The following is a 20,592-nucleotide window of genomic DNA, read 5'->3' on the forward strand; positions in this document are numbered from 1 at the left end:
ATCGCGGCGTTCAGTACTTATCCATTCGCTATACGGATAAGATGGCTGATTCTGGCGTTATTGCATCTGTTGGTACAACCGGTGATTCATACGATAATGCGTTAGCTGAAACGGTTAACGGACTTTATAAAACAGAGGTGATTGAATATTTAAAACCGCAGTGGCGGGATGCGTATGATGTTGAATTAGCAACCCTTGAATGGGTCGATTGGTTTAATAAAACTCGCATTCATAGTACGATTGGTTATGTGTCGCCTTTTGAGTTTGAGAGACGATACTATGATAGCCTTAATGAGTCAGACAAAGCTGCCTGACTCAAGCAATCCACTCTCCGATATAGTCGGGGCGGTTCACTTTCAGGAATAATATCTTGAATCAGTAAATATAAGATACCGCCACTAGCAAATACCATCAAATGTGCCGTTAAGCTAGGATAATCCGTTAAAAACAAGTGACCAATTAACGCCCCAAGCACTCCCAAAAAACTCAATGCAAAAAATATAATAAGGGTATTTTTGACTGAAAATCCATTGTGCACTAGGTCCCGAAAAGAATTGAAAGATTCTGGTAGGTTTTGCAGGCCAATAAATAGTGCTAATAGCAGTGCCATATTAGGTTCAATAGCGAAGACTGCCCCTAGTGCAATGGCCTCTGGCACGAAGTCCATCAGCATCGCTAGCAGGGTCGCCATTTGTCCGCCCATGCTAGCTAGGTAGCGGTCAATTATCATAAACAGCACTGCACCGACCATAAATGAAGTGACCATACCTAAGACAGTAAGTTGCTCCAAACCTTTAGGTACCAACACCAGTGCTACTGCTGACAGAATAATACCTGCCCCAAACGACATCAGGGTATGTACACATTGCTCTTTAAACAAGCTTTGCTTCAGATGATGGTCAAATTGATAAGCCAACAGACCGCCAATAAATACCGTTAGTCCTGAAAGTGCTGCAAAAAACAACAATTGGATGGGCATCTCGCTTTCCTTGTTATTGGCCCTAAATGAAGGATAAAGCACCAAATATCCGCTACATACCTACTATATGAGTCTATAAATCTAGCTTATATATCTAGGCTTATATATCTAAATCACTCTCCCCACCATGAGCATGGATACGGCGCTGCTCTTGGCGCTGATAACGAAGACCTGAGCCTTTATACCATTGTGTTTGAGTTTGTTGTAATAAATCACTCAAGCTTTGTAGTTGACCCTGCAAGGTTTGGGTTAACCAAAAGTAGCCTTGCCACTCAAAAGGCAAAGTCTGCACACTAGGATAGTCTGAGACCTTAATACGAGTAATCGGACGAAACTCCTGATCGCTAGGACTACGTAATACGGCAGCAATGTGACGCATGCCTTGAGTTAATTCTCGGTGATAATGATCCACTAAGATACGGTTTTCTTCATCAATAGGACTGTGTGCAAGCTTTGGAGCGGCGCTCAATAGCAAATCAATGGTACCAATGATATTACGATGAGTGCGTTGAATCATATCCAGATCTTTTGTGTCTATGCCAGACTCTTTAGCAGTTGCTGCAATATGACCTCTCACCCGCAGTAGGCGCTTATTGATCTCTTTAAACTGCTCCACCATGTCTTTATTAACATAGGTGGTGGACGCAGTATTGGCTGCGCCATCAATGGCCGTTACAGTAGTGGCTCCTAAGTCTAGCTGTACATTTTGGGGGTCTATGTTAGCAACCTCAGCGGAGCTAGGCCGGTGTTTATTTAACTCTTTATCCTCAGCATCACTTTCTACAATATCCGCTTCAGCAAAACGCTGATCTAAGCTTGGATCTGAGATATAGTCCTCTACTCCATCATACATATCAGCACAGGCATCTAGGTTTTTAGCCAATAAGAACCGCCACATTAATGTTGATTTTAAGGGCACTATCAAGGTAGCCATTACCGCAAATAAGGTACCGATTAACACATTAAAGGCTCGCGCTATGCCATCAGGGCCAATGCTATTGTAGCTTGAGATGACCATGCACATGGTGATGCCAGTTAACAGCCCAATATAGCCAAGCTGCTTGATGGAATAATAGCCGATTACCCCACTAATCACCCCGACCAACACATAATACAGCCAAGCTATTCCAAAATAGCCCTGCACTTGGTGGTTAATCCACAATAAACCTAAACCCACAACGATACCTAGTAACGTACCTAAGACACGCTCTTTGGCTTTGGTATAAATAGCTCCTTGATATTGCAACAAACCCAAAATAACAAACACAGTGATGGTGGACCATTCTGAATGCGGAATTTTCGTCAATTGACTAAATAACAAGGAGGCAACCACCGCCGTTCCCAATCTAATTGAGTGCAATAAATCAGCATGCAAATAACGAGCGTAGGGCTCTATAAGCGGTGCCATTAAGCGGTTTTTTAATGATGATATATTCATGGTCCAAAGTTCTGCATTAAGGGGCATACGTTAATAAACGGCATGCCATCAGACTATTTATATTGGGTAGGATTAAATAAGTGCTCAAAGTCTCGAATGTCATCGAACAAGGCTCTATCAGCAGCAGCCTCACTTTGTTTGATAACACTGATATCTCCTGTGGTTTCCATGATCACAGCAAATACTTGAGATTTAGACTTGATGCCATTTTGGCGTAGTACTTGATGAATATCACTCTTTGATAAGCTAGCCTGGTTGATATTGTCCCAGTAATAGTCACCATGCGCCATCAATACCACCGGCTCATTATCAATCAAATCCTTTAGTGGCTTTATTTTACGACGTATCAACGACACCATAGCCTGCAATAAAAACAGCATTGCCATAGCCACTAGACCCTGCAATAGTGAAGGCGACTTAGAGAGGACCGTAGAAGCGAGAATACTACCAATACCTACTGTCATCGCAAAGTCATGGCTTGATAATTTAGAGAAGCTACGCAGGCCCATCAGACGGGTAAAGAGTATCAAGCCAAAGTAGATGCCTATGGCTGATAAGGCGACGCCTCCCACTTGACTCCAGTCCATTGAAAACCATTTTGACCAATCCATAGTGCTCCTTTCGTTGTAGTTTGTGGGGTTAAGAATACAGTTTTACACAAGCCTTAATAACACAGGTCCTAATAGAAAGACGGCGTGAGATATAAATCTTTGCTACAACATAACAATAGCACACTGAATGTATAACAATAACTCACCATATTGTTTTTCCAATCAGTTATTATAGATCATGCTTATTAATTGTAAGCATTACAACAAATCAAAAAAAAACCAAAGACTAATTTTAATAGCTGAAATAATATTTCAGTTTTACAAGGAGTGTGTCATGTTTAGATGGGCCATCATATTCGCGGTAATCGCTTTAATAGCTAGTTTCCTAGGCTTCGGCGGTGTAGCAGGCTTAAGTAAAGACTTTGCCTATATCTTCTTAGTAATCGCAGTGATCCTGTTTATTGTTGGATTTATTTCACGCAGAACTTAAGATTTGACCAAATCTAGACGATCTAATTTACATTAAATCAGACACTCTTAAATTGCTATCAAGCAATTTGGTGAGCTATAAAATTTATCGTCACAATTCATACAGTGCGTACTTTAAACAAAAAAACACCTTCGGGTGTTTTTTTATTTTTATACCTTTTATTAATTTGATATAGCATGTGATGACGTTAACTGATAATGAACCACCCGCTAGAACTTTATCGTAGCGTGAATACCAACTGCCAAGATTGTCATCGCCTTACATTGTTGTCATTGCCTTAAGTTATGGTTACTATCAAAGCATGACGCTAACAAGCCATTCCCTTTATTTTAGGAGTCAGCCTATGATTTATGATGTTATTGGCGACATTCATGGTCACGCCAATAAATTAAAAGGCCTACTCACCAAACTAGGCTACACTTTAACCCAGCATGAAACTTTGGATTTGCATTATTATCAACCACCCGAAGGGCATCATGCTATATTTATCGGGGACTTGATGGATCGTGGACCGCAGGAAGTTGAGTCTCTTGAAATCGTCTACGCCATGTTAGATGCTGGCGTTGCTGACGCGGTAATGGGCAACCATGAATACAATGCCCTAGCCTATGCTACTATTGATAAAGTAGCCATGCAGCAGCAAGATTCTACCCAGAAACTATACTTGCGCCGCCATAATGAGACCCATGCTCGCCAGCACCAAGCCTTCTTAGATGAAGTGCCTTTTGGTTCTGAGGCTCATAAGTATTGGCTTAGTAGATTTGCTGAGCTACCCCTGTGGATTGAGACCGAGCATGCCTGTTTTGTTCATGCCTGTTGGGACGTCGATAATATGGCGTTATTAAAACCCATGCTAACTTCTGACAATCGTCTCACGGCAGAAGCTTTGCAGCGCACAGGTCAGAAGCATTCTGTAGAGTATGAGGCCTTAGAGCGGGTACTTAAAGGTGTGGAGATAGCTTTGCCCGAAGGAGTAAGCTTCACTGATAAAGATGGTGCTGTACGCAGACGGGTGCGGGTAAAATGGTGGGAGGATCAGCTACAAGGAAAGCGGATTGTCGACATTGCTCGAGCGCCACGTTCCGACTTAGCTCAAATCCCGCAAGAAGCTTTGGTGAAAGACTTAGACTTTTGTTTAAAGACCGACAAACCAGTATTTATTGGTCATTATTGGCTCACAGGCACCCCTGCTCCGCTAAGTGATCAAGTGGTCTGTACCGACTATTCAGCGGCTGGCACCGGTTATTTAACCGCTTATCGCTTTGATACCAATAACCCCTACCCTCTATCGCCAAAAAACTTTGTGCAATATACTGACTGATAAAAGTCTTTTTATTAACCCAAAAATTTTGTATGATGAATGTTTTTTGCAAGGAAACTCAAGCCATGGCAAATGCCACAACCAAACTGCAAGAAGCCCCTCTTGGGCCAATCCAATCTCCGGCTGGCGCGCCAAAAGTGGGGATTATCATGGGCTCACAATCTGATTGGGCCACCATGAGTTTGGGCGTACAATTATTGGCAGACTTTGGTGTGCCATTTGAATGCGAAGTGGTTTCAGCGCATCGTACTCCCGATAAGTTATTTGATTATGCCAAGTCTGCCAAAGACAAAGGGCTACAAGTGATTATCGCTGGTGCTGGTGGTGCCGCTCACCTACCAGGTATGTGCGCCAGTCAAACTGAGCTGCCCGTCTTAGGGGTGCCCGTTAAGTCCTCCACCCTAAGTGGTTGGGATAGCCTACTGTCTATCGTTCAGATGCCAAAAGGCATAGCTGTAGGCACTTTGGCCATTGGTACAGCTGGTGCTTATAACGCAGGCTTATTAGCCATTCAAATTCTAGCCTTACAAGATGAGTCTCTAGCCAAAAAACTGGTAGAGTTCCGTCAAAAGCAAACTGAAACTGTCTTAGCTAGCCCGACACCTGGCGTAATCAATAGCTAATTTTGCTATACTTGAGTGATTAGTAATTTTCCAACAAATTGGTGCTATTAGCACCTTTTTGTTTTTATAATCCTCTTTTCTCTGCATTTTTTACCCTTTACGTTGTATTTATTTACGTTATATTTATTTTATTATTTTTTATCCAATTCAATTGTATTAAGAGCCGAATATGACCACAGCTAATGCTTATCCTGCAACCCAAACCATCCGCACTATTGGTATCCTTGGTGGCGGTCAACTCGGTATGATGCTGGCTGCCGCCGCCTTACCGCTAGGTTATCGCTGTGTTTTTTTGGAAGATGCGCCAAATTGTCCTGCGTCTTTGTATGGTCAGGTATTCAGTAGTGAGCAGCTTGAAGATTTTATCGCTACAGCAGATGTCTTTACTTTAGAGTTTGAAAACACCCCGGCTGAAACAGTAGCCCGCTTAAAACAACTGTCTGAGTCTGGTAAGAAACAAGGCATGTTCCCACCCCCGCAAGCTCTAGAGGTGGCTCAAGACCGCTTACGCGAAAAAAGCTTGTTTAATGAGCTTGATATCAAAACAGTTCCCTTTATGAGCGTCAGCTCAAAAGCAGAGCTTAAAGCAGCTAGTGACCAGCTTGGATTGCCTTTAGTGTTAAAAACCAGCCGAGGGGGCTACGATGGTAAAGGTCAGTTTGTGGTTAAAACTGAAGCCGATATCGCAGAAGCTTGGAAAGCCTTGGGTGATGCGGTGAGTGGTAAGGGTAATCTAACCCCAACCCCAGCGCCGTTAATTGCTGAAGGGTTTATTAACTTTAGCCGTGAAGTTTCTATCATTGCTACCCGTACTCAAGACGGCTCAATCCGTACTTATGACTTGGTCGAAAACCATCACCATACCGGTATTTTAGCCACCTCTCACGCTCCCGCTGTGGGCACCAGTCATTTGTTACCTGAAGCTCAAAAAGCCATTGAAACCTTAATGACCCACTTAGACTATGTAGGGACTATGGCGCTTGAGCTGTTTGTGAGCAAAGATGATAAGGGCAAAGACGTTATTCTCGCCAATGAGATTGCGCCTCGTGTGCACAACTCAGGACATTGGAGTATTGAGGGCGCGGTTACCAGTCAGTTTGAGAACCACATACGTGCTGTGGTCGGATTACCGCTTGGTGATACCGATAACGTTTACCCTTCAGTGATGGTCAACGTATTGGGCGAATACCCAAACCTAGCCGATGTATTGGCCATTGATGGCGCGCACTACCATACTTATCACAAAGAAGAGCGTGCAGAACGTAAGATTGCCCACATTACCTTGATGCCAAATGATGTGGCTAAACTTGAAGGCGCATTAGAGCAGTTGATAGCAGTTCTGCCAAACAAAATGGGCCTTAATTAATGACTCAGCAAGGCAGTAAAAACCTAAAAAAGGGCATGACCATTTGGATTGATGCCGATGCTTGCCCTTTGGTGGTAAAAGATTTGATCACCAAAACCGTTATACGCACCAATACCCCGGCTATTTTTGTGGCCAATCAGCCCATCAAAGTGCGTAAGTCACCGCTAATCACTATGAAAGTGGTTGGCTCCGGCTTTGATGTCGCCGATGACTACATCGCTGATAATGTCGCTCCTGGGGACTTAGTTATTACCAGTGATATTCCATTGGCCAATGATGTCCTCGACAATGGCGGGCAGGTTTTGACCCCGCACGGCATTATCTATGATAAAAACAATATCAAGCAAAAGCTCAACGCTCGAGATTTCATGGACACCATGCGCTCAACTGGCGTGCTTGATTTAACCCAGATGGGCGGTCAAAAGCCCTACTCTGATAAAGATAAAAAGCAGTTTGCGGATGGTTTAAATAAGCTGGTGCGCTAATTTTTCAGCTATTGGTTTTTGGCGCATTAGTTTTATCTATTAGCTTTCAAGCTCATCTTAATCCATCAATATATCTTTCAATACTTTTACCCTTTCAACTTTGCAGAGCCTATACACTCTGCAACTAATATTAGTCTGTTACCAACAACCTCTAACCCAATCCCAGTCCTATTATTGCTACAGTAGACAGTGTCAATTAAAGTCAAAATTAACAATAAATATAGCGAATAATAGGAAACAATATATGAATATTTTAGTTATTGGGGCCAGTGGCCGCGTCGGTAGTGCCTTAGTGCAAAAGCTTTTAGACGATAATCATCAGGTAACCGGCACTTCACGTGACTCTGAAAAACTATTTGAGCATAAAAACTATACTCATTTGTCATTAGACTTAAGCGCTGATAAAGACGATCTCGAAAGACAAATTGCACATGACTTTGATGCGGTTTATTTCACAGCAGGTTCAGGCGGTAAGGCAGTATTAGACGTGGATCTACACGGTGCAGTTAAGACCATGCAGATTGCAGAAAGCAAAGGGCTTAAACGTTATATTATGCTAAGTACCGTCTTTTCATTAGATACATCAAGATGGACTCTACCTGGTATTAACCAGCTTAAAGACTATTATATTTCTAAACACTATGCGGATCAGTGGTTAGTCAATAATAGTGCTCTGGATTATACCATCGTCCAAGCAGGGACTTTGAAAGAACGAGAGCCAACCGGTAAAATTGAGATTAATAGCGACTCTGCGGGCGAAAACTCTATTGAAGATGTTGCTGAGACCCTAGCGACTGTGTTAACCGCTGATAATACCATTAGACGCGTGTTCCATATCCATAATGGGGAAACCCCTATTAAACAAGCCATTGCTAATATTTACTAAGATGGCTAGGTGATACCGTATTTACCGACCTTTTATTTGATAAAAAGCAGCCTTGAAGGCTGCTTTTTTAATCTCTGTAGGTTTCAAACCTCTGATTTTATTGGTTTCAGCTAGCATGGCCCAGTATTTATCTTAAAAATAACACCTCTCTTTAAATCCGGTTTCTACTTTAAATCAGCTCCTGTTCTCTGTTAATCATCAACTCTTTTAAATATAAATACAACGCCTTTTTAAGATCACAAGATTGCCTTCATTTTATAGGCAATCAAACGCTCACTGTGTTTATGGTCCTGCTCTACTGGTTCATAAACCTCTTCTACACATTGGAAATCATTGGCTAAATAAAATCGCTTGGCGGTCAAAGTGGACTCTGAGACCAAAGTAGTTATGCCCCGACTTTGATATTGTTGTTTTACTCGATCTAGTAGCGCCCTTCCTATCCCCTGCCCTTGGCTATCCGGGGTCACATAGTTGAGTAAAATCTCACCCTCAGCAGACACCAATATAACGCCTTGCACCTCACTGTCTTGTTTAAATACCCAGGCAGAATTATGCTTGATCCAGTGTTTAATATTGCTTTCAGTTTTATTCGCAAGCCATTGGTTAATAGCTACTGGGTCGTTTTGGTGGTCCGTTACACAGGATTTGATACTGGCCTGTATCACCTTAGCAATCTGATGAGCATCCGCCTCTTTTGCTGCTTCAATCATAGGTATATTCCGTTTAAAATTTAGCTAACTGAGAGAGAGTTTACTTTTAGTCTATGCTTTTAGTCTAAAATTCTCCCGCTATGCTTTATTAATGCCAAAACCTATAACTTCATCAATGCTTTTAGCCCCTGTCACTACCATCAGTAGTCTATCTATGCCCAATGCAATTCCGCTAGACGCTGGTAGATCATCACAAGCAGCCACTAGACGCTCATCAATGGGCATAATAGGTAGTCCGCGGCGGGCTCGCTCTTCATTGTCTGCCTCAAATCGCTCTGCTAACGCTTGGCTATCTGCCAGTTCATCATAAGCATTGGCAATCTCTATACCATTGATATAAAGCTCAAAGCGTTTGGCAACATCATTACCTGCTTCATCCTTTTCAATTTTAGCCAAAGCAGCGGTCGCAGGCGGGTAGTCGGTAATCAGGGTCGGCGACTGAAACCCGAGATTAGGTTCAACCAAGTGGCTGAATAAGACATCTAGCCAGCCTTGACGGTCTTCGCCTAAATCTAAGGCCGCAAAGCCATACTCAGCTGCTACCTCAATCAATGACTCAAGGCTCGCTGTCAGCGGATTAAGCCCCACATAATCCACAAATGCTTGGCTGTAACTATACTCAACCAAAGTTTGCGGCTGTCCATAGACTGCGGCCAATAAATCAGACAGCTCAGCAGCCAATGCTTTCAGGTCGAAGCCGGGGCGATACCACTCGAGCATGGTAAATTCGCTGTTATGACGGCTACCAACCTCATTATCGCGAAATACCGGACAAATCTGATATATCGCTACCTTCCAACTTGCCAGCATTCGCTTCATTGCAAATTCAGGAGAGGTATGTAGGTAGTGGGTTTGTGGCTTATCTTGTACCGTGACGTTAGTCGATATCGACGGCACGAAGACATCGGTGTTACCCGCCTGCGACATTAAAGGGGTTTGTACCTCAAGCACTTCACGCTCTGCAAAGAACTGACGAATTTGTGCCAACATTTGCGCTCGTCTGTGTGCCATCTCGAGGCTCATTGAGGGAGCATAGCTTTGAGAAGCGTGGTTTTCGGTAAGGGTGACAGACGACTGAGAATTAGACATGAGTTACTCTTTATATAGTTATATTAAATAAGGCCCAGTTAAGGGCCTAGTTTACAAAATCCATCGAATCAGCGAAGCCACTGACGGACGAGCATAAAGCTATTAACGCTAAAACAGCCACTCACGGCGCAGCGCATAATTTTTGCGTAGAGCATCAAAGGCTTGAGCCTCAACCCTAGAAGCAGTCTCATCTAAAGCTTCTCTTAGCAGCTTATCATCAGCCTTAATATCATAAAACTCAGTCAACTTCTTAGGGTCTTGCTTGAGCTCTTGCCACTGATAAGGATTCTCCGGCAATAATTCTGCCATCAAATCTTGATCTTTGATGGTTAATATACCCGCCCCTTTTTCGCCATAAGAGCGCACAAAAGTATCAAAAATTATTTGAGTGCCACGCAGTTTGCCCTCAAGGGTGTAGCCAGCAATGTGCGGTGTGACAATAGCTAACTTATTGAGTAGCTCAGCGGATACTACCGGCTCATGTTCAAATACATCCAACACCACTTGTCGCTTAGGGTTTTGCTCAAGATCGGCCAGTAAATCTGATTCACTAATCACCGGTCCGCGCGCAGTATTAATTAACATTGTTGTACTAGGTATCTTAGCCAAAGCTTGCGCATTTATCATATGGCAGGTGGGCAACTCACTGTGACCTGGCATCGTTAATGGCACATGCAAGCTGATCACATTACTTTGGGTCAATACTTGCTCAAAGCTGGCGTTATTAATAACTGAGGCCGGCTGAAAGGGATCGTAGCCCAACACTTCCCAGCCCAGATCCAACGCATAACGCGCTAGCGTCCCTCCAATATTACCTAGACCAATAATGCCTAATTTCACTGGTTTAGCCGTTACTGTCGTCGTAGCTGCAGCATTCGGCCAATACTCCGGACGCAGCTGCAGAATTGCACTCATCACATACTGCGCTACGGAATGCTTACTACAACCGGCGGCATTGGCGAAGCGAATACCACGTAAGCTAAGATAGCTCTCATTGACATGGTCTGTGCCAATAGTGGCTGAACCAATAAACTGCAGGCTGTGATTATTATCCAGTAGCTTAGCATCGACTGGGGTTACTGAACGAATCAATAAAGCATCGGGCTGATGCGCGTCGAGCGCCTCTGCAGTGATATCACGTCCTGCCATTTCAACCACTTTGATCGGATGCTTTAACACTTCCTCATTAAAGTAGTCGTGCAAATGAGCAATGTTACTATCAGCGATAATGGTAAGCATGATAAAAGCCAATCCTTATTTAAGTGAGTGTAATAAGAGTGGTGACTGGTGTGTGACAAGTGTGCTTAGCGAGGTTTATAAACGCTATTTATCCGGTCGATGCAGGTCATCTTTTTCTTTACTGTTAACAGAATTATTATCAGAGCTGTCTTGGCTAGGGTCACTTTTTGACTCTGGTTTAGCCTCTGATTTATCTGTCCCGTCTTTTGGTGCATCAGCAAAAGGATATTTACTAAAAGTCACCACATTTGGAGAAATCTCCAAAGCCATAGGCCGGTCTGCTGGCTTCCACTGATGGTCACCAAGCTGGGCATAACAAGGAGCGAAGATAATATTACGATGTTGATTAATCCACTCTCGCCACACGGCTAGAGCAATCGCCAAAACAACCGGACCAATAAACAGACCCACAAAACCAAAAGCTGTCAGCCCCCCTAGCACCCCAATAAAAATAATGATAAAGGGAATCTTAGTGGCACCAGAGATGACAATAGGACGGATTAGGTTATCAACCCAACTAATCACCAGCATACCCCACAGCGCCAAACCAATAGCTTCCGGGGTGTGCCCTTGAGTCAATAGCCAAATAGATACCCCCATCCAAGCAAAAGGAGTCCCAAAGGGAATTAGCGCTACAACGAAAGTCATCAAGGTCAATAAGATAGGACTAGGTGCCCCTGCAAAGTAATAGCCCACCCCTGCTAGGATAGCTTGTGCTAAGGCGGTTAAGCCAATACCGTAAACCACCGCTTGAGTAGTAGAGCCCACAGAATCAATATAATCGTCAATACGGTTACCAATGATATTGCGTAATGCCTGACGGATTTGCTTCATCAAGCTAATACCATCGCGGTAAAAGAAGAAGATAGTCATTAAGGCCATGCCCACCTTGGCCATGGTACTCAAAGCCACATCTAGGGCTAATTTTCCGTAATACAAATGTGACTGTAACCAAGCTCGAAAGGCACTCAATGAGGCCTCTGGGTCTTTGTTAATCTCCCACAAAATATCTTTAACTTGCTGTCCAATTACTGGGATATTCTTAATCTCTTCCGGCAAATCAACGTAGCCTACTTTAATCCTATATAGCAAATTACTGTATAAGTTGACTGCCTCTTGCTGCAACACAAAAAGCCCCAATACCACAGGCACCCCTAATATAAGGGTAATGCATATGGTCATAATACCTGCACTGATATTGGGACTTAATTTTACTTTTTTGTGAAAGAAGGTATAAGCGGGGAAGGTCACGTAAGCTAGGATAGCCGCCCATAAGGCAGGCACAATAAAAAACTGCACCACTTTAAAGCAGAGAATGAATAATATCACCAATAAGGTTGCGGTTAACACCCGCTGTGTGACTCGCTCCCGCGTCCAGTTTTCAATCATGACAGCGCATACCTAAGTAACGTAACAGAAAATTTAGAGAAGTCTTAAACCATTGTATTATGCGATAAGAATTTAAAAATGAGTAATGTTAACTTGTAACTTTTACTTACAATATTTCTACTGCCAGACATCCTCATCACAGCAGTTTTAGCCAAAACAAGAGCTTTACCTAACCGAAATGACAGCTTTTCTAAGATAGTAGCTTTTCCTCAATAGCAGCTTTGCCTAAACAGTTATTGGCCCTGCCATGCACTGGGTCTGATTGCCCCAACCTTAAATTGCCCCAATCTTAAAAGAGTTTGGACAAATCTGTTGCTGCTAAAAAAGAGCATAACGCAAAAACGTTATGCCCTTCGCTCTAATTACTAGATAGCAGGGTAATTCGGAAGCAATCCAGCTACCTAAATCTGCAACTCACCCACATCGGCTACAGTTAAGAACAGCTCGCGAACCTGCTTTAACAAGGCTAAGCGGTTCGCTTTTAAAGCTTCATCTTCGCTATTTACCATTACATTGTCAAAGAAACCTGTTAATGGGGCTTCTAAGCTGGTAAGCGATTGTAAGATTTGATTGTATTTAGCCTCAGCCTGTAATGGCGCTACTTCTGTCTTGGCTACAGTTAACGCTTGATACAAGGTTTTCTCAGCTTCTTCAGCCAATAAAGACTCATTAACTGACTGCCCTACTTCACCTTCTGATTTGGCTAAGATATTGGCAACACGCTTGTTAATCTCTGCCAAAGTTGCAGCTTGTGGTAAGTTATGGAACTCATTCACCGCCTGTAATCTCTGGTCGAAATCTAAAGGCTGATTCGGATTGATGGCCAATACCGCTTGAATACTATCGACACTGATACCTTGCTCGGTATACATGGCACGATAGCGTGAGTTGATAAATGCCATAACTTGAGTCAAAGTTTTTTGGTCATCGGCAAGCTTACCTTGATAGTTCCCAACCGCTTGTTCGATTAACTCTTTTAGGTTAATAGGTAGCTTTTTCTCAATTAAGATACGCAGCACCCCAATGGCTGAGCGGCGTAGGCTGAACGGGTCTTTTGATCCTGTTGGTGCTTGATCAATGCCAAAGATTCCTACTAAAGTATCTAGACGATCGGCTAAGGCCAAGCAAATACCAATGGGCGTTTGCGGTAACACATCACCGCTAAACTTAGGCAAGTACTGCTCTTCAATCGCCGCAGCAATGGTCTCAGGCTCGCCATTTAAGCGCGCATAATAAGTCCCTGCGATACCTTGAAGTTCTGGGAACTCGCCCACTAAGGTACTGGTTAAGTCTGCTTTTGACAGCATAGCAGCTCGTGTGGTTTGCTCAACATCGATGTCTGAATAGCCGTCAATGTCTTGCTCTTTGAAGGTGGTCGCAATAAATGCTGCCAGCTTAGCAATACGCTCAGACTTCTCCCAAATAGTACCTAGCTTATCTTGGAATACTAGATTTTTTAGGTTTTCGGCCATTTCGATAAGAGGCTGCTTTTGGTCTTGTAAGAAGAAGAACTCCGCATCGGCCAAACGCGGACGCACTACCTTCTCGTTCCCACTGACCACTTGGCTAGGGTCCTTTGACTCAATATTACTAATGAAGATAAAGTAAGGCTGTAGTTTGCCTTCTTTATCGGTCAAACAAAAATACTTTTGATCCGCCTGCATGGTGCTAATCAAGGCTTCTTGTGGCACTTGTAAAAAGCGCTCTTCAAAGCTTGCCCGTAAAGCCACTGGCAGATCAACCAAGGCAGTCACTTCATCTAATAAATCTTGAGGCACAATGGCTTCAGCATCCACTTCATCAGACAGCTTTTTTACCCCTTCAAGGATTAACTGTTGGCGACGGTCAAAGTCAACGATGACTTTATTCGCTTCAAGTATGCTTTCATACTCATTGGCATGCCCTATCGTAATAGGCTGTGGTGAATGATAACGGTGACCTAAAGTCTGATTGCCTGCCTGCAAGCCTTGAATAGAAGCCTCAATAACTTGGTCGTCTTGCATTAGTACCAACCATTTTACAGGACGTACGAACTCTTCACGGCTGGCGCCTGAACGCATACGCTTCGCAATAGGTAACTCATCTAAAGCGTTTTGGAAAATAGTCGGCAAGAGCTCAGTGGTCTTTTGACCCTGAACGGTTAACTCATAGCCGATGTAATCCCCTTTATCAGTTTCAATGGTCATCAGCTCGCTGACATCAACCCCCAAACCCTTAGCAAAACCTTCAGCAGCACGCGTAGGCTTACCTTCGGCATCATAAGCCGCCTTCACTGCTGGGCCACGCTTTTGCTCAACACGATCCGGCTGTTTGTCACTGATTCCCTCAATCAATAGAGACAAGCGACGAGGGGCAGCCATTACCTTTAGACTGTCAAAACTGATATTAGCGTCTTGTAATTGAGCTTCAACGCTCGCTTGTAATGAATCACGTAAAGGCTTTAGGCTTTTTGGTGGCAGCTCTTCACTACCTAGTTCAAATAAAATTGTACTCATGAAATTCTCTGTTTTTGAAGATGTTATTAATATTTATAGGCTATCGTTGCTCTATGAAAGCTGGTAAAAAATCAATCTAAAAGATTATTTGTCAGCTTTCTTATCCGCAGTGCTCTCATCTTTTGGCAAATACTTCTTCAAGGCTGCCTCACGGTGCGCCTCATCTGCCAATGGGAAGCCAAGCTTAGCGCGTGCTTGCACATATCCTTGGGCCACTTTACGCGCCAAAGTACGTACTCTTAAAATAAAGCGCTGACGCTCAGTCACTGAAATTGCACCACGGGCATCAAGCAAGTTAAAGGTATGCGACGCTTTTAATACCATCTCATAGGCAGGCAAAGGCAGACCCGCTGCTACCAGCTTATCTGCTTGCTCTTCATAAAAATTAAATAGATCAAACATCTTCGGCACATCAGCGTATTCAAAGTTATAAGTCGACTGCTCCACCTCATTTTGATGGAACACATCACCGTAGGTCACTTTACCAAATTCGCCATCGGTCCAAACCAAGTCATAGACGCTATCTACACCCTGAATGTACATTGCTAGACGCTCAAGACCATAAGTAATTTCACCAGTTACAGGGAAGCACTCAAGGCCACCAACTTGCTGGAAGTAAGTGAACTGTGTCACCTCCATACCATTTAACCATACTTCCCAGCCCAAGCCCCAAGCGCCTAACGTAGGTGATTCCCAGTTGTCTTCAACAAAACGCACATCATGGGTAAGAGTATCAATACCAATCGCCTCTAAAGAACCTAAGTATAGCTCTTGAATATTTGGTGGGTTTGGCTTCATCACTACTTGAAACTGATAATAATGTTGCAAGCGGTTAGGATTGTCTCCATAACGACCATCTGTTGGGCGACGCGAAGGTTGAACATAAGCTGCGTTCCATACCTCTGGGCCTAAAGAACGTAAAAATGTCGCAGTGTGAAAGGTCCCTGCTCCCACTTCCATATCGTAAGGTTGCAGAACCACACAGCCTTTTTCTGCCCAATAAGTTTGCAAAGTCAAAATCAATTGTTGAAAAGTCATAATGTCGCCACGTTGTAATGAAAATAGGAATGAATAAGCCAGTCAAATGTGACTGCTCATAGTCAATTTTTTTAGGGTTTACTTTAATACGCTCACCTTACTAAAAAAACGCTATTTTATCTATATTGTAAGTGGAATTGATGCAAATGATAGACAAAAAAATACCTAGATGGTAGCCCATCTAGGCAGGAGGAAAAGTATGCTATCGTGGTCAACGGGTGACCACTCATCTTATTGTACTTATACTTTGTAATTATATTAAAAACTTATACTTCATAGTTGTATTAAAATTAACATTAAAATCAATACTGTAGCTATCGAATTTCATAAAGAGCTACAACGCATAAAGAATGAATTTATAAACTATAGGTAAATTTATAAAATACAGTCAAACTGTTTCTTTCACTTTCTTATTATATATTTTTTTATAATGTCTGGGGTTATAGTAATGTTTCAGGATATTACGCACTGGGCAATATCCTGAATAATATTTGTCAAAAATTTTAATCCATCACTTGTTTGTTTTTAATTATCTGTAATTATTAGTCAACAGCCTTTTTACTCATGTCTGCATACTTTGAGTCTCTGATCTTAAGCATAAGACTCTGCAGTGGCTTTTGGCATGATCAGCCATAGAATTAAGTAAATCAGAATCCCTGGAACGGCGGCACTGGCACTAGAGATAATAACAAACAAAATACGGGTCAAATTGGGCGACCAACCAAAGTACTCGGCTACTCCGCCCATAACTCCAGCAATCATGCGATGGTTACGTGAACGATGTAATTTTTTTAATCTGGCCATTACAACTTTCTCCTTTTTAAGATGACACGGTAACAAACTGCCAAAGAACTTCTAAAAATAACAGGCAACAAGTCAATAAAGGAAACAGGATTTGGCTATGCTATTCTATCTATAAGTTTGTTACAGTCGGGCTTATATCTACCCTAATGAATTTAACATATATTATTATAGCGCTGATTAATAATATTGCTGTTTAGACTTTACCCTGTCTTTGTAACTTTATACTAAAACCCTTACTAAAAACTGGGGACAAGCTCACAGTGTGACTATGTGTAACTCATTATTTGACAAAACTTATGCCAATTTATCCCTGCTCTTTAAACCCAGTGTTATCCCCTAAGCACTACGGGGTATAATGATTGTCTTATAGATAAAAAATGACAATCACCCACTGACCTATTTATCGAAAATAACTAGCAACTTATTAAAACTAGTTATCGATTAATTATCGAAATGAAGCCACTGACCTAACTCTTTACATGACCCTATAAATTATTACAGCTAAACAATTAAGGACTTTATTATGCAAAAATCAGGACTGATGATCGGCCACTTTGAGCCTCTTCATTTAGGACATATTCGTAGCATTTTGCATGCTTCATCAATCGTTGAGGTATTGCACATTGTCATTACTCAGCACCCCAGTCCTAACTCTAAGTTTCCGGTAACACTACAAGACAAGGCGCGTTGGTTGCAAATGGCTTGTAGTGACTTACCTTTTATTAAAATTCATACTTGTGATGATTTCTTTTTTCCAGTGCATGACAGTATCGAAGACATTACCATCAATATTGATGCCTATAACGCTAAGATTGACTACATTCAAGACAAGTTTGCCATTGATAGTGACAATGTTTTGCTAGTCACTGAAGGGCACCCTTTATCGAAGCCTGCCGTGACTTCAGCCTTAAATATCGAGGTTACCACCACCCCACTGCATCCTGAATTTGACAGTACAGCCATTCACTACAACCCGATCGCTAACTGGGATATTATCCATCCTGAAGCCCGTGGCAACTACACGCGTACGGTGGCTATTGTTGGTGGCGAAAGCTCGGGGAAAACCACTTTGGCCCATAAACTTGCCAACTATTATGGAGCTGATTTGGTGTTAGAGATGGGCAGACTGTATGTCGGTACTGACCTTGGTGGCACAGAAGAAGGGCTTCAATATAGTGATTATGGTCCCATTGCTTTAGATCATGCTCAAGCCATGCGTGAGACCATGTACCAAGCCCAAGCCCCTATTACTCTAGTGGACACTGATTTTGTGACTACCCAAGCATTTTGTGAAGAATACGAGGGACGTACTCACCCTTTTGTTACCGCCTGCATCGAAGAGTTCCGCTTTGACCATACCCTATTTTTGGCCAACAACACGCCTTGGGTAGATGACGGTATGCGCTCTTTGGGCAGTCAAAGTGCTCGTGACCGTTTTGAAGATAGATTAACCGCCCTATTTGAGCGTCACAATATCAATACGCATCGAATTACTAGTCCCGATTATTTCCAGCGCTATCAAGAAGCTATCGCCTATATTGACCAGCATGTTTTTAATAAATAAACTGGTCATAAATAAATAGCTTACGCTTAAAGCTGGTATAAGATTTATCTAAGTCTGTATTAATCAAAACCACACAGATCTTGCCCAAATCTAATTGCTAACCTTTCACATTAAGGACTAACATGCGTATCAAACTACTCGATAACCTCACTGGAAAGTGGGCCTTACAATGGATTATAGCCTGGTTCATCTTCGGTGTGATTGCGCTAAGCTCTGGCTTTTGGTTGACCACAGAGCATACCCAATTAGATTGGTTTTATTTAGGGGTTTCTCTAGTAGGTTTAGGCTGCGTGGTATCTTTGTCCTTTCGCAGAAATGTCATGGGCAATGGTCTAGGTATGCTGGCAACTGCAGGAGAGGTTGTGGTGCAAGGAACTTCAGGAGCTGTAGGCCTGATGCTGGCACCATTATTCAACTTCTTCACTCATGTTTACGGACTTTTTTATTGGTCTAAGAACACCGACCCTGATGGCAATATGGTGCCAAAATCTGCGACAAAATGGGTTTGGATGGTTACTCTAGCCTTCATCGCCATTGGTCTGGCGATGTTCCCTGTAGTTAATGATTGGTTGGCCCAAAAAGGCTATGCAGTGGTTCAAAATGACGGCAGTCAGTTTTTGGGCATGATAGATTTTTACTGGATTAATGTCTTTGCCTTCGTACTGTCGATAACAGCCCAAGCCACGATGATCCTGCGTTACTCTTTTAACTGGTGGATTTGGATTGCGGTAAATTTCGTGTGGTTGATCGTTAACCTAATGACGGGCAACTATATCTTCGCTATTCAGACCATGGTCTATCAGATCAACTCTTTTATTGGTTTATATGAATGGCAACGTAGTGCGGCGCAAGCGGCTTAACTGCTTCATCATTTAGCTATTTAACCTTTCAGCATTGCAGTGCTGTTTGTTTTAAATAAAAAATACCGCGAATGATCGCGGTATTTTTTTGTATTAAGCTTTATATTCTTAGCCTTTATAGCTTATTCGCCTTTATAGCTAAGCCAGTTAAGCTTTGCTAGGGTTATAGTCTTTTAGGGCAGCAATACGATCATCTAACGTCGGATGCGAGCGAAAGAAGTTAGCAATGCTAAAGCTTTGTGCTTGGCCAGTTGAGATGGCAAAAGCTTTCATGTTCTCTGGCATTTGGTCTGGACGCTGTTCTGCAGGACGCAGCGCATCTAAAGCACTGATCATTTTTTCACGGCCAGCCAGCTTCGCTCCCATTTCATCGGCACGGAATTCACGCTTTCTTGAGAACCACATCACAATCGCTGAAGCTAAGAAACCCAGTAAGATATCCATCACCATACTGGTCACAAAGTAACCGATTCCAGGACCATCCTCATTCTTGAAAACCACTCTATCGACGAAGCTCCCCACAACGCGTGCAAAGAACATCACAAAGGCGTTAACCACCCCTTGAATCAAAGCCAGCGTTACCATGTCACCATTGGCTACGTGACCAATTTCATGCGCCAATACCGCCTCTACTTCATCAGGTGTCATGGTATGTAGAAGACCTGATGACACGGCTACTAGGGCTTTATTTTTGTTCCAACCAGTAGCAAAAGCATTGGGCTGAGCATTATCAAAAATACCCACTTCAGGCATATCAATTTTTACTGCTTTGGCTTGCTTTGCTACGGTATCTACAAGCCACTTTTCAGTAGCATTACGAGGCTGTTCAATGACCACTGTACCTGTTGATCTTTTGGCCATCCACTTGGACAACAGTAGTGAAACCATCGAACCTACCATGCCATAAATGGCACACATTACCGCTAAGCTACCAAAATTTATGCCTCCAGCACCGTGAACAGAGCCGAGGCCAAAAAAGGCCGATAAAATACTAAAAACAATACCGAATACCACCAGCACTGCTAAGTTAGTTAATAAAAACAGGCCAATACGCATCATACGCTAATTTCCTTTAAATATATTTTGAGAGGCAATCTGGGGTTTGATATTAGCCAAAAATCAAACCCTACTTTGCAACTGTCATGACTAACTTAAATGGGGTCTTGGTGTTAAAATTCAATATTTTCTGTGTTTATATTACCCGCCATTGGCTAAAAACCTAGACTTTAAGCTCTCCCTGTTACATAGCAGTTTACTTTGAGGTA

Annotated in this window: 20 protein-coding genes; 9 read left to right on the plus strand and 11 right to left on the minus strand. The window is 42.7% G+C overall.

Going from position 1 to position 20,592, the window contains the following annotated elements; all coding sequences use genetic code 11:
- A partial coding sequence (locus tag G561_RS0108560) for an integrase core domain-containing protein (RefSeq protein WP_028859178.1) occupies window positions 1-314 on the plus strand: 314 nt, incomplete at its 5' end.
- Here G561_RS0108560 and G561_RS0108565 read toward each other — a convergent pair.
- The 3 genes from G561_RS0108565 to G561_RS0108575 all read right to left on the minus strand — a co-directional run bounded on the left by G561_RS0108565 (window position 278) and on the right by G561_RS0108575 (window position 3,028).
- Entirely contained in the window at window positions 278-979 is a 702-nt protein-coding gene (locus G561_RS0108565) for a ZIP family metal transporter (RefSeq protein ID WP_028859179.1), read from the minus strand. The genes G561_RS0108560 and G561_RS0108565 overlap by 37 nt on opposite strands.
- Window positions 980-1,079: 100 nt before the next feature.
- Window positions 1,080-2,417, minus strand: a complete 1,338-nt coding sequence (locus G561_RS0108570; protein ID WP_028859180.1) for an FUSC family protein — start codon at window positions 2,415-2,417, stop codon at window positions 1,080-1,082.
- A 53-nt stretch (window positions 2,418-2,470) separates the two neighbouring features.
- Window positions 2,471-3,028 carry a DUF421 domain-containing protein gene (locus G561_RS0108575; RefSeq protein ID WP_028859181.1) on the minus strand — a complete coding sequence of 186 codons (558 nt, stop codon included), beginning with the start codon at window positions 3,026-3,028 and terminating at the stop codon, window positions 2,471-2,473.
- Between the two features lie 274 nt (window positions 3,029-3,302).
- Between G561_RS0108575 and G561_RS15195 the strand changes: the two genes are divergently transcribed.
- The 6 genes from G561_RS15195 (at window position 3,303) to G561_RS0108605 (ending at window position 8,139) form a co-directional block, all read left to right on the plus strand.
- Window positions 3,303-3,458: a DUF1328 domain-containing protein gene (locus tag G561_RS15195; RefSeq protein ID WP_028859182.1), complete on the plus strand. Its 156-nt coding sequence runs from the start codon at window positions 3,303-3,305 to the stop codon at window positions 3,456-3,458.
- 343 nt (window positions 3,459-3,801) lie between these two features.
- On the plus strand, window positions 3,802-4,779 hold the full coding sequence (locus G561_RS0108585; protein ID WP_028859183.1) for a metallophosphoesterase: 978 nt from the start codon (window positions 3,802-3,804) through the stop codon (window positions 4,777-4,779).
- A 65-nt stretch (window positions 4,780-4,844) separates the two neighbouring features.
- Window positions 4,845-5,402 (plus strand): 5-(carboxyamino)imidazole ribonucleotide mutase, encoded by a 558-nt coding sequence (gene purE, locus G561_RS0108590; protein WP_081794424.1) that lies wholly within the window; start codon window positions 4,845-4,847, stop codon window positions 5,400-5,402.
- Window positions 5,403-5,571: 169 nt separating this feature from the next.
- Window positions 5,572-6,768: a 5-(carboxyamino)imidazole ribonucleotide synthase gene (locus G561_RS0108595; RefSeq protein ID WP_028859185.1), complete on the plus strand. Its 1,197-nt coding sequence runs from the start codon at window positions 5,572-5,574 to the stop codon at window positions 6,766-6,768.
- Between the two features lie 35 nt (window positions 6,769-6,803).
- On the plus strand, window positions 6,804-7,253 hold the full coding sequence (locus tag G561_RS0108600; RefSeq protein WP_028859186.1) for a YaiI/YqxD family protein: 450 nt from the start codon (window positions 6,804-6,806) through the stop codon (window positions 7,251-7,253).
- 244 nt (window positions 7,254-7,497) lie between these two features.
- Window positions 7,498-8,139, plus strand: coding sequence for an NAD(P)-dependent oxidoreductase (locus G561_RS0108605; protein WP_028859187.1), 642 nt, complete (start codon window positions 7,498-7,500; stop codon window positions 8,137-8,139).
- A gap of 236 nt (window positions 8,140-8,375) precedes the next feature.
- Here G561_RS0108605 and G561_RS0108615 read toward each other — a convergent pair whose 3' ends face one another.
- The 7 genes from G561_RS0108615 to G561_RS0108645 all read right to left on the minus strand — a co-directional run bounded on the left by G561_RS0108615 (window position 8,376) and on the right by G561_RS0108645 (window position 16,903).
- Window positions 8,376-8,849, minus strand: coding sequence for a GNAT family N-acetyltransferase (locus tag G561_RS0108615; protein ID WP_028859188.1), 474 nt, complete (start codon window positions 8,847-8,849; stop codon window positions 8,376-8,378).
- A gap of 78 nt (window positions 8,850-8,927) precedes the next feature.
- Window positions 8,928-9,938 (minus strand): EF-P lysine aminoacylase EpmA, encoded by a 1,011-nt coding sequence (gene epmA / locus G561_RS0108620; protein WP_051584471.1) that lies wholly within the window; start codon window positions 9,936-9,938, stop codon window positions 8,928-8,930.
- 108 nt (window positions 9,939-10,046) lie between these two features.
- Window positions 10,047-11,177, minus strand: a complete 1,131-nt coding sequence (locus G561_RS0108625) for a 4-phosphoerythronate dehydrogenase (RefSeq protein WP_028859190.1) — start codon at window positions 11,175-11,177, stop codon at window positions 10,047-10,049.
- 84 nt (window positions 11,178-11,261) lie between these two features.
- The gene (locus G561_RS14350) at window positions 11,262-12,566 is read right to left on the minus strand and encodes an AI-2E family transporter (RefSeq protein ID WP_227674073.1); all 1,305 of its coding nucleotides are present in this window, start codon (window positions 12,564-12,566) and stop codon (window positions 11,262-11,264) included.
- A 401-nt stretch (window positions 12,567-12,967) separates the two neighbouring features.
- Window positions 12,968-15,061: a glycine--tRNA ligase subunit beta gene (glyS, locus tag G561_RS0108635; protein WP_028859191.1), complete on the minus strand. Its 2,094-nt coding sequence runs from the start codon at window positions 15,059-15,061 to the stop codon at window positions 12,968-12,970.
- Between the two features lie 84 nt (window positions 15,062-15,145).
- Window positions 15,146-16,099 carry a glycine--tRNA ligase subunit alpha gene (gene glyQ, locus G561_RS0108640; RefSeq protein WP_028859192.1) on the minus strand — a complete coding sequence of 318 codons (954 nt, stop codon included), beginning with the start codon at window positions 16,097-16,099 and terminating at the stop codon, window positions 15,146-15,148.
- Between the two features lie 591 nt (window positions 16,100-16,690).
- Complete coding sequence (locus G561_RS0108645) at window positions 16,691-16,903, minus strand: PspC domain-containing protein (protein ID WP_028859193.1); 213 nt, start codon at window positions 16,901-16,903, stop codon at window positions 16,691-16,693.
- Between the two features lie 523 nt (window positions 16,904-17,426).
- Between G561_RS0108645 and nadR the strand changes: the two genes are divergently transcribed.
- Both nadR and pnuC read left to right on the plus strand, forming a co-directional pair.
- A complete protein-coding gene (gene nadR, locus G561_RS0108650) occupies window positions 17,427-18,467 on the plus strand; it encodes a multifunctional transcriptional regulator/nicotinamide-nucleotide adenylyltransferase/ribosylnicotinamide kinase NadR (protein ID WP_028859194.1) in 1,041 nt (346 codons plus the stop codon).
- Window positions 18,468-18,589: 122 nt separating this feature from the next.
- Window positions 18,590-19,327, plus strand: coding sequence for a nicotinamide riboside transporter PnuC (gene pnuC, locus G561_RS0108660; protein ID WP_028859195.1), 738 nt, complete (start codon window positions 18,590-18,592; stop codon window positions 19,325-19,327).
- 147 nt (window positions 19,328-19,474) lie between these two features.
- Here the strand turns inward: pnuC and htpX are convergent, their stop codons facing one another.
- The gene (gene htpX / locus G561_RS0108665; RefSeq protein ID WP_028859196.1) at window positions 19,475-20,386 is read right to left on the minus strand and encodes a protease HtpX; all 912 of its coding nucleotides are present in this window, start codon (window positions 20,384-20,386) and stop codon (window positions 19,475-19,477) included.
- Between the last annotated feature and the right edge of the window lie 206 nt (window positions 20,387-20,592).

This window comes from Psychrobacter phenylpyruvicus DSM 7000 = NBRC 102152 (assembly GCF_000685805.1).
In the GTDB taxonomy this organism is placed as follows: domain Bacteria; phylum Pseudomonadota; class Gammaproteobacteria; order Pseudomonadales; family Moraxellaceae; genus Psychrobacter; species Psychrobacter phenylpyruvicus.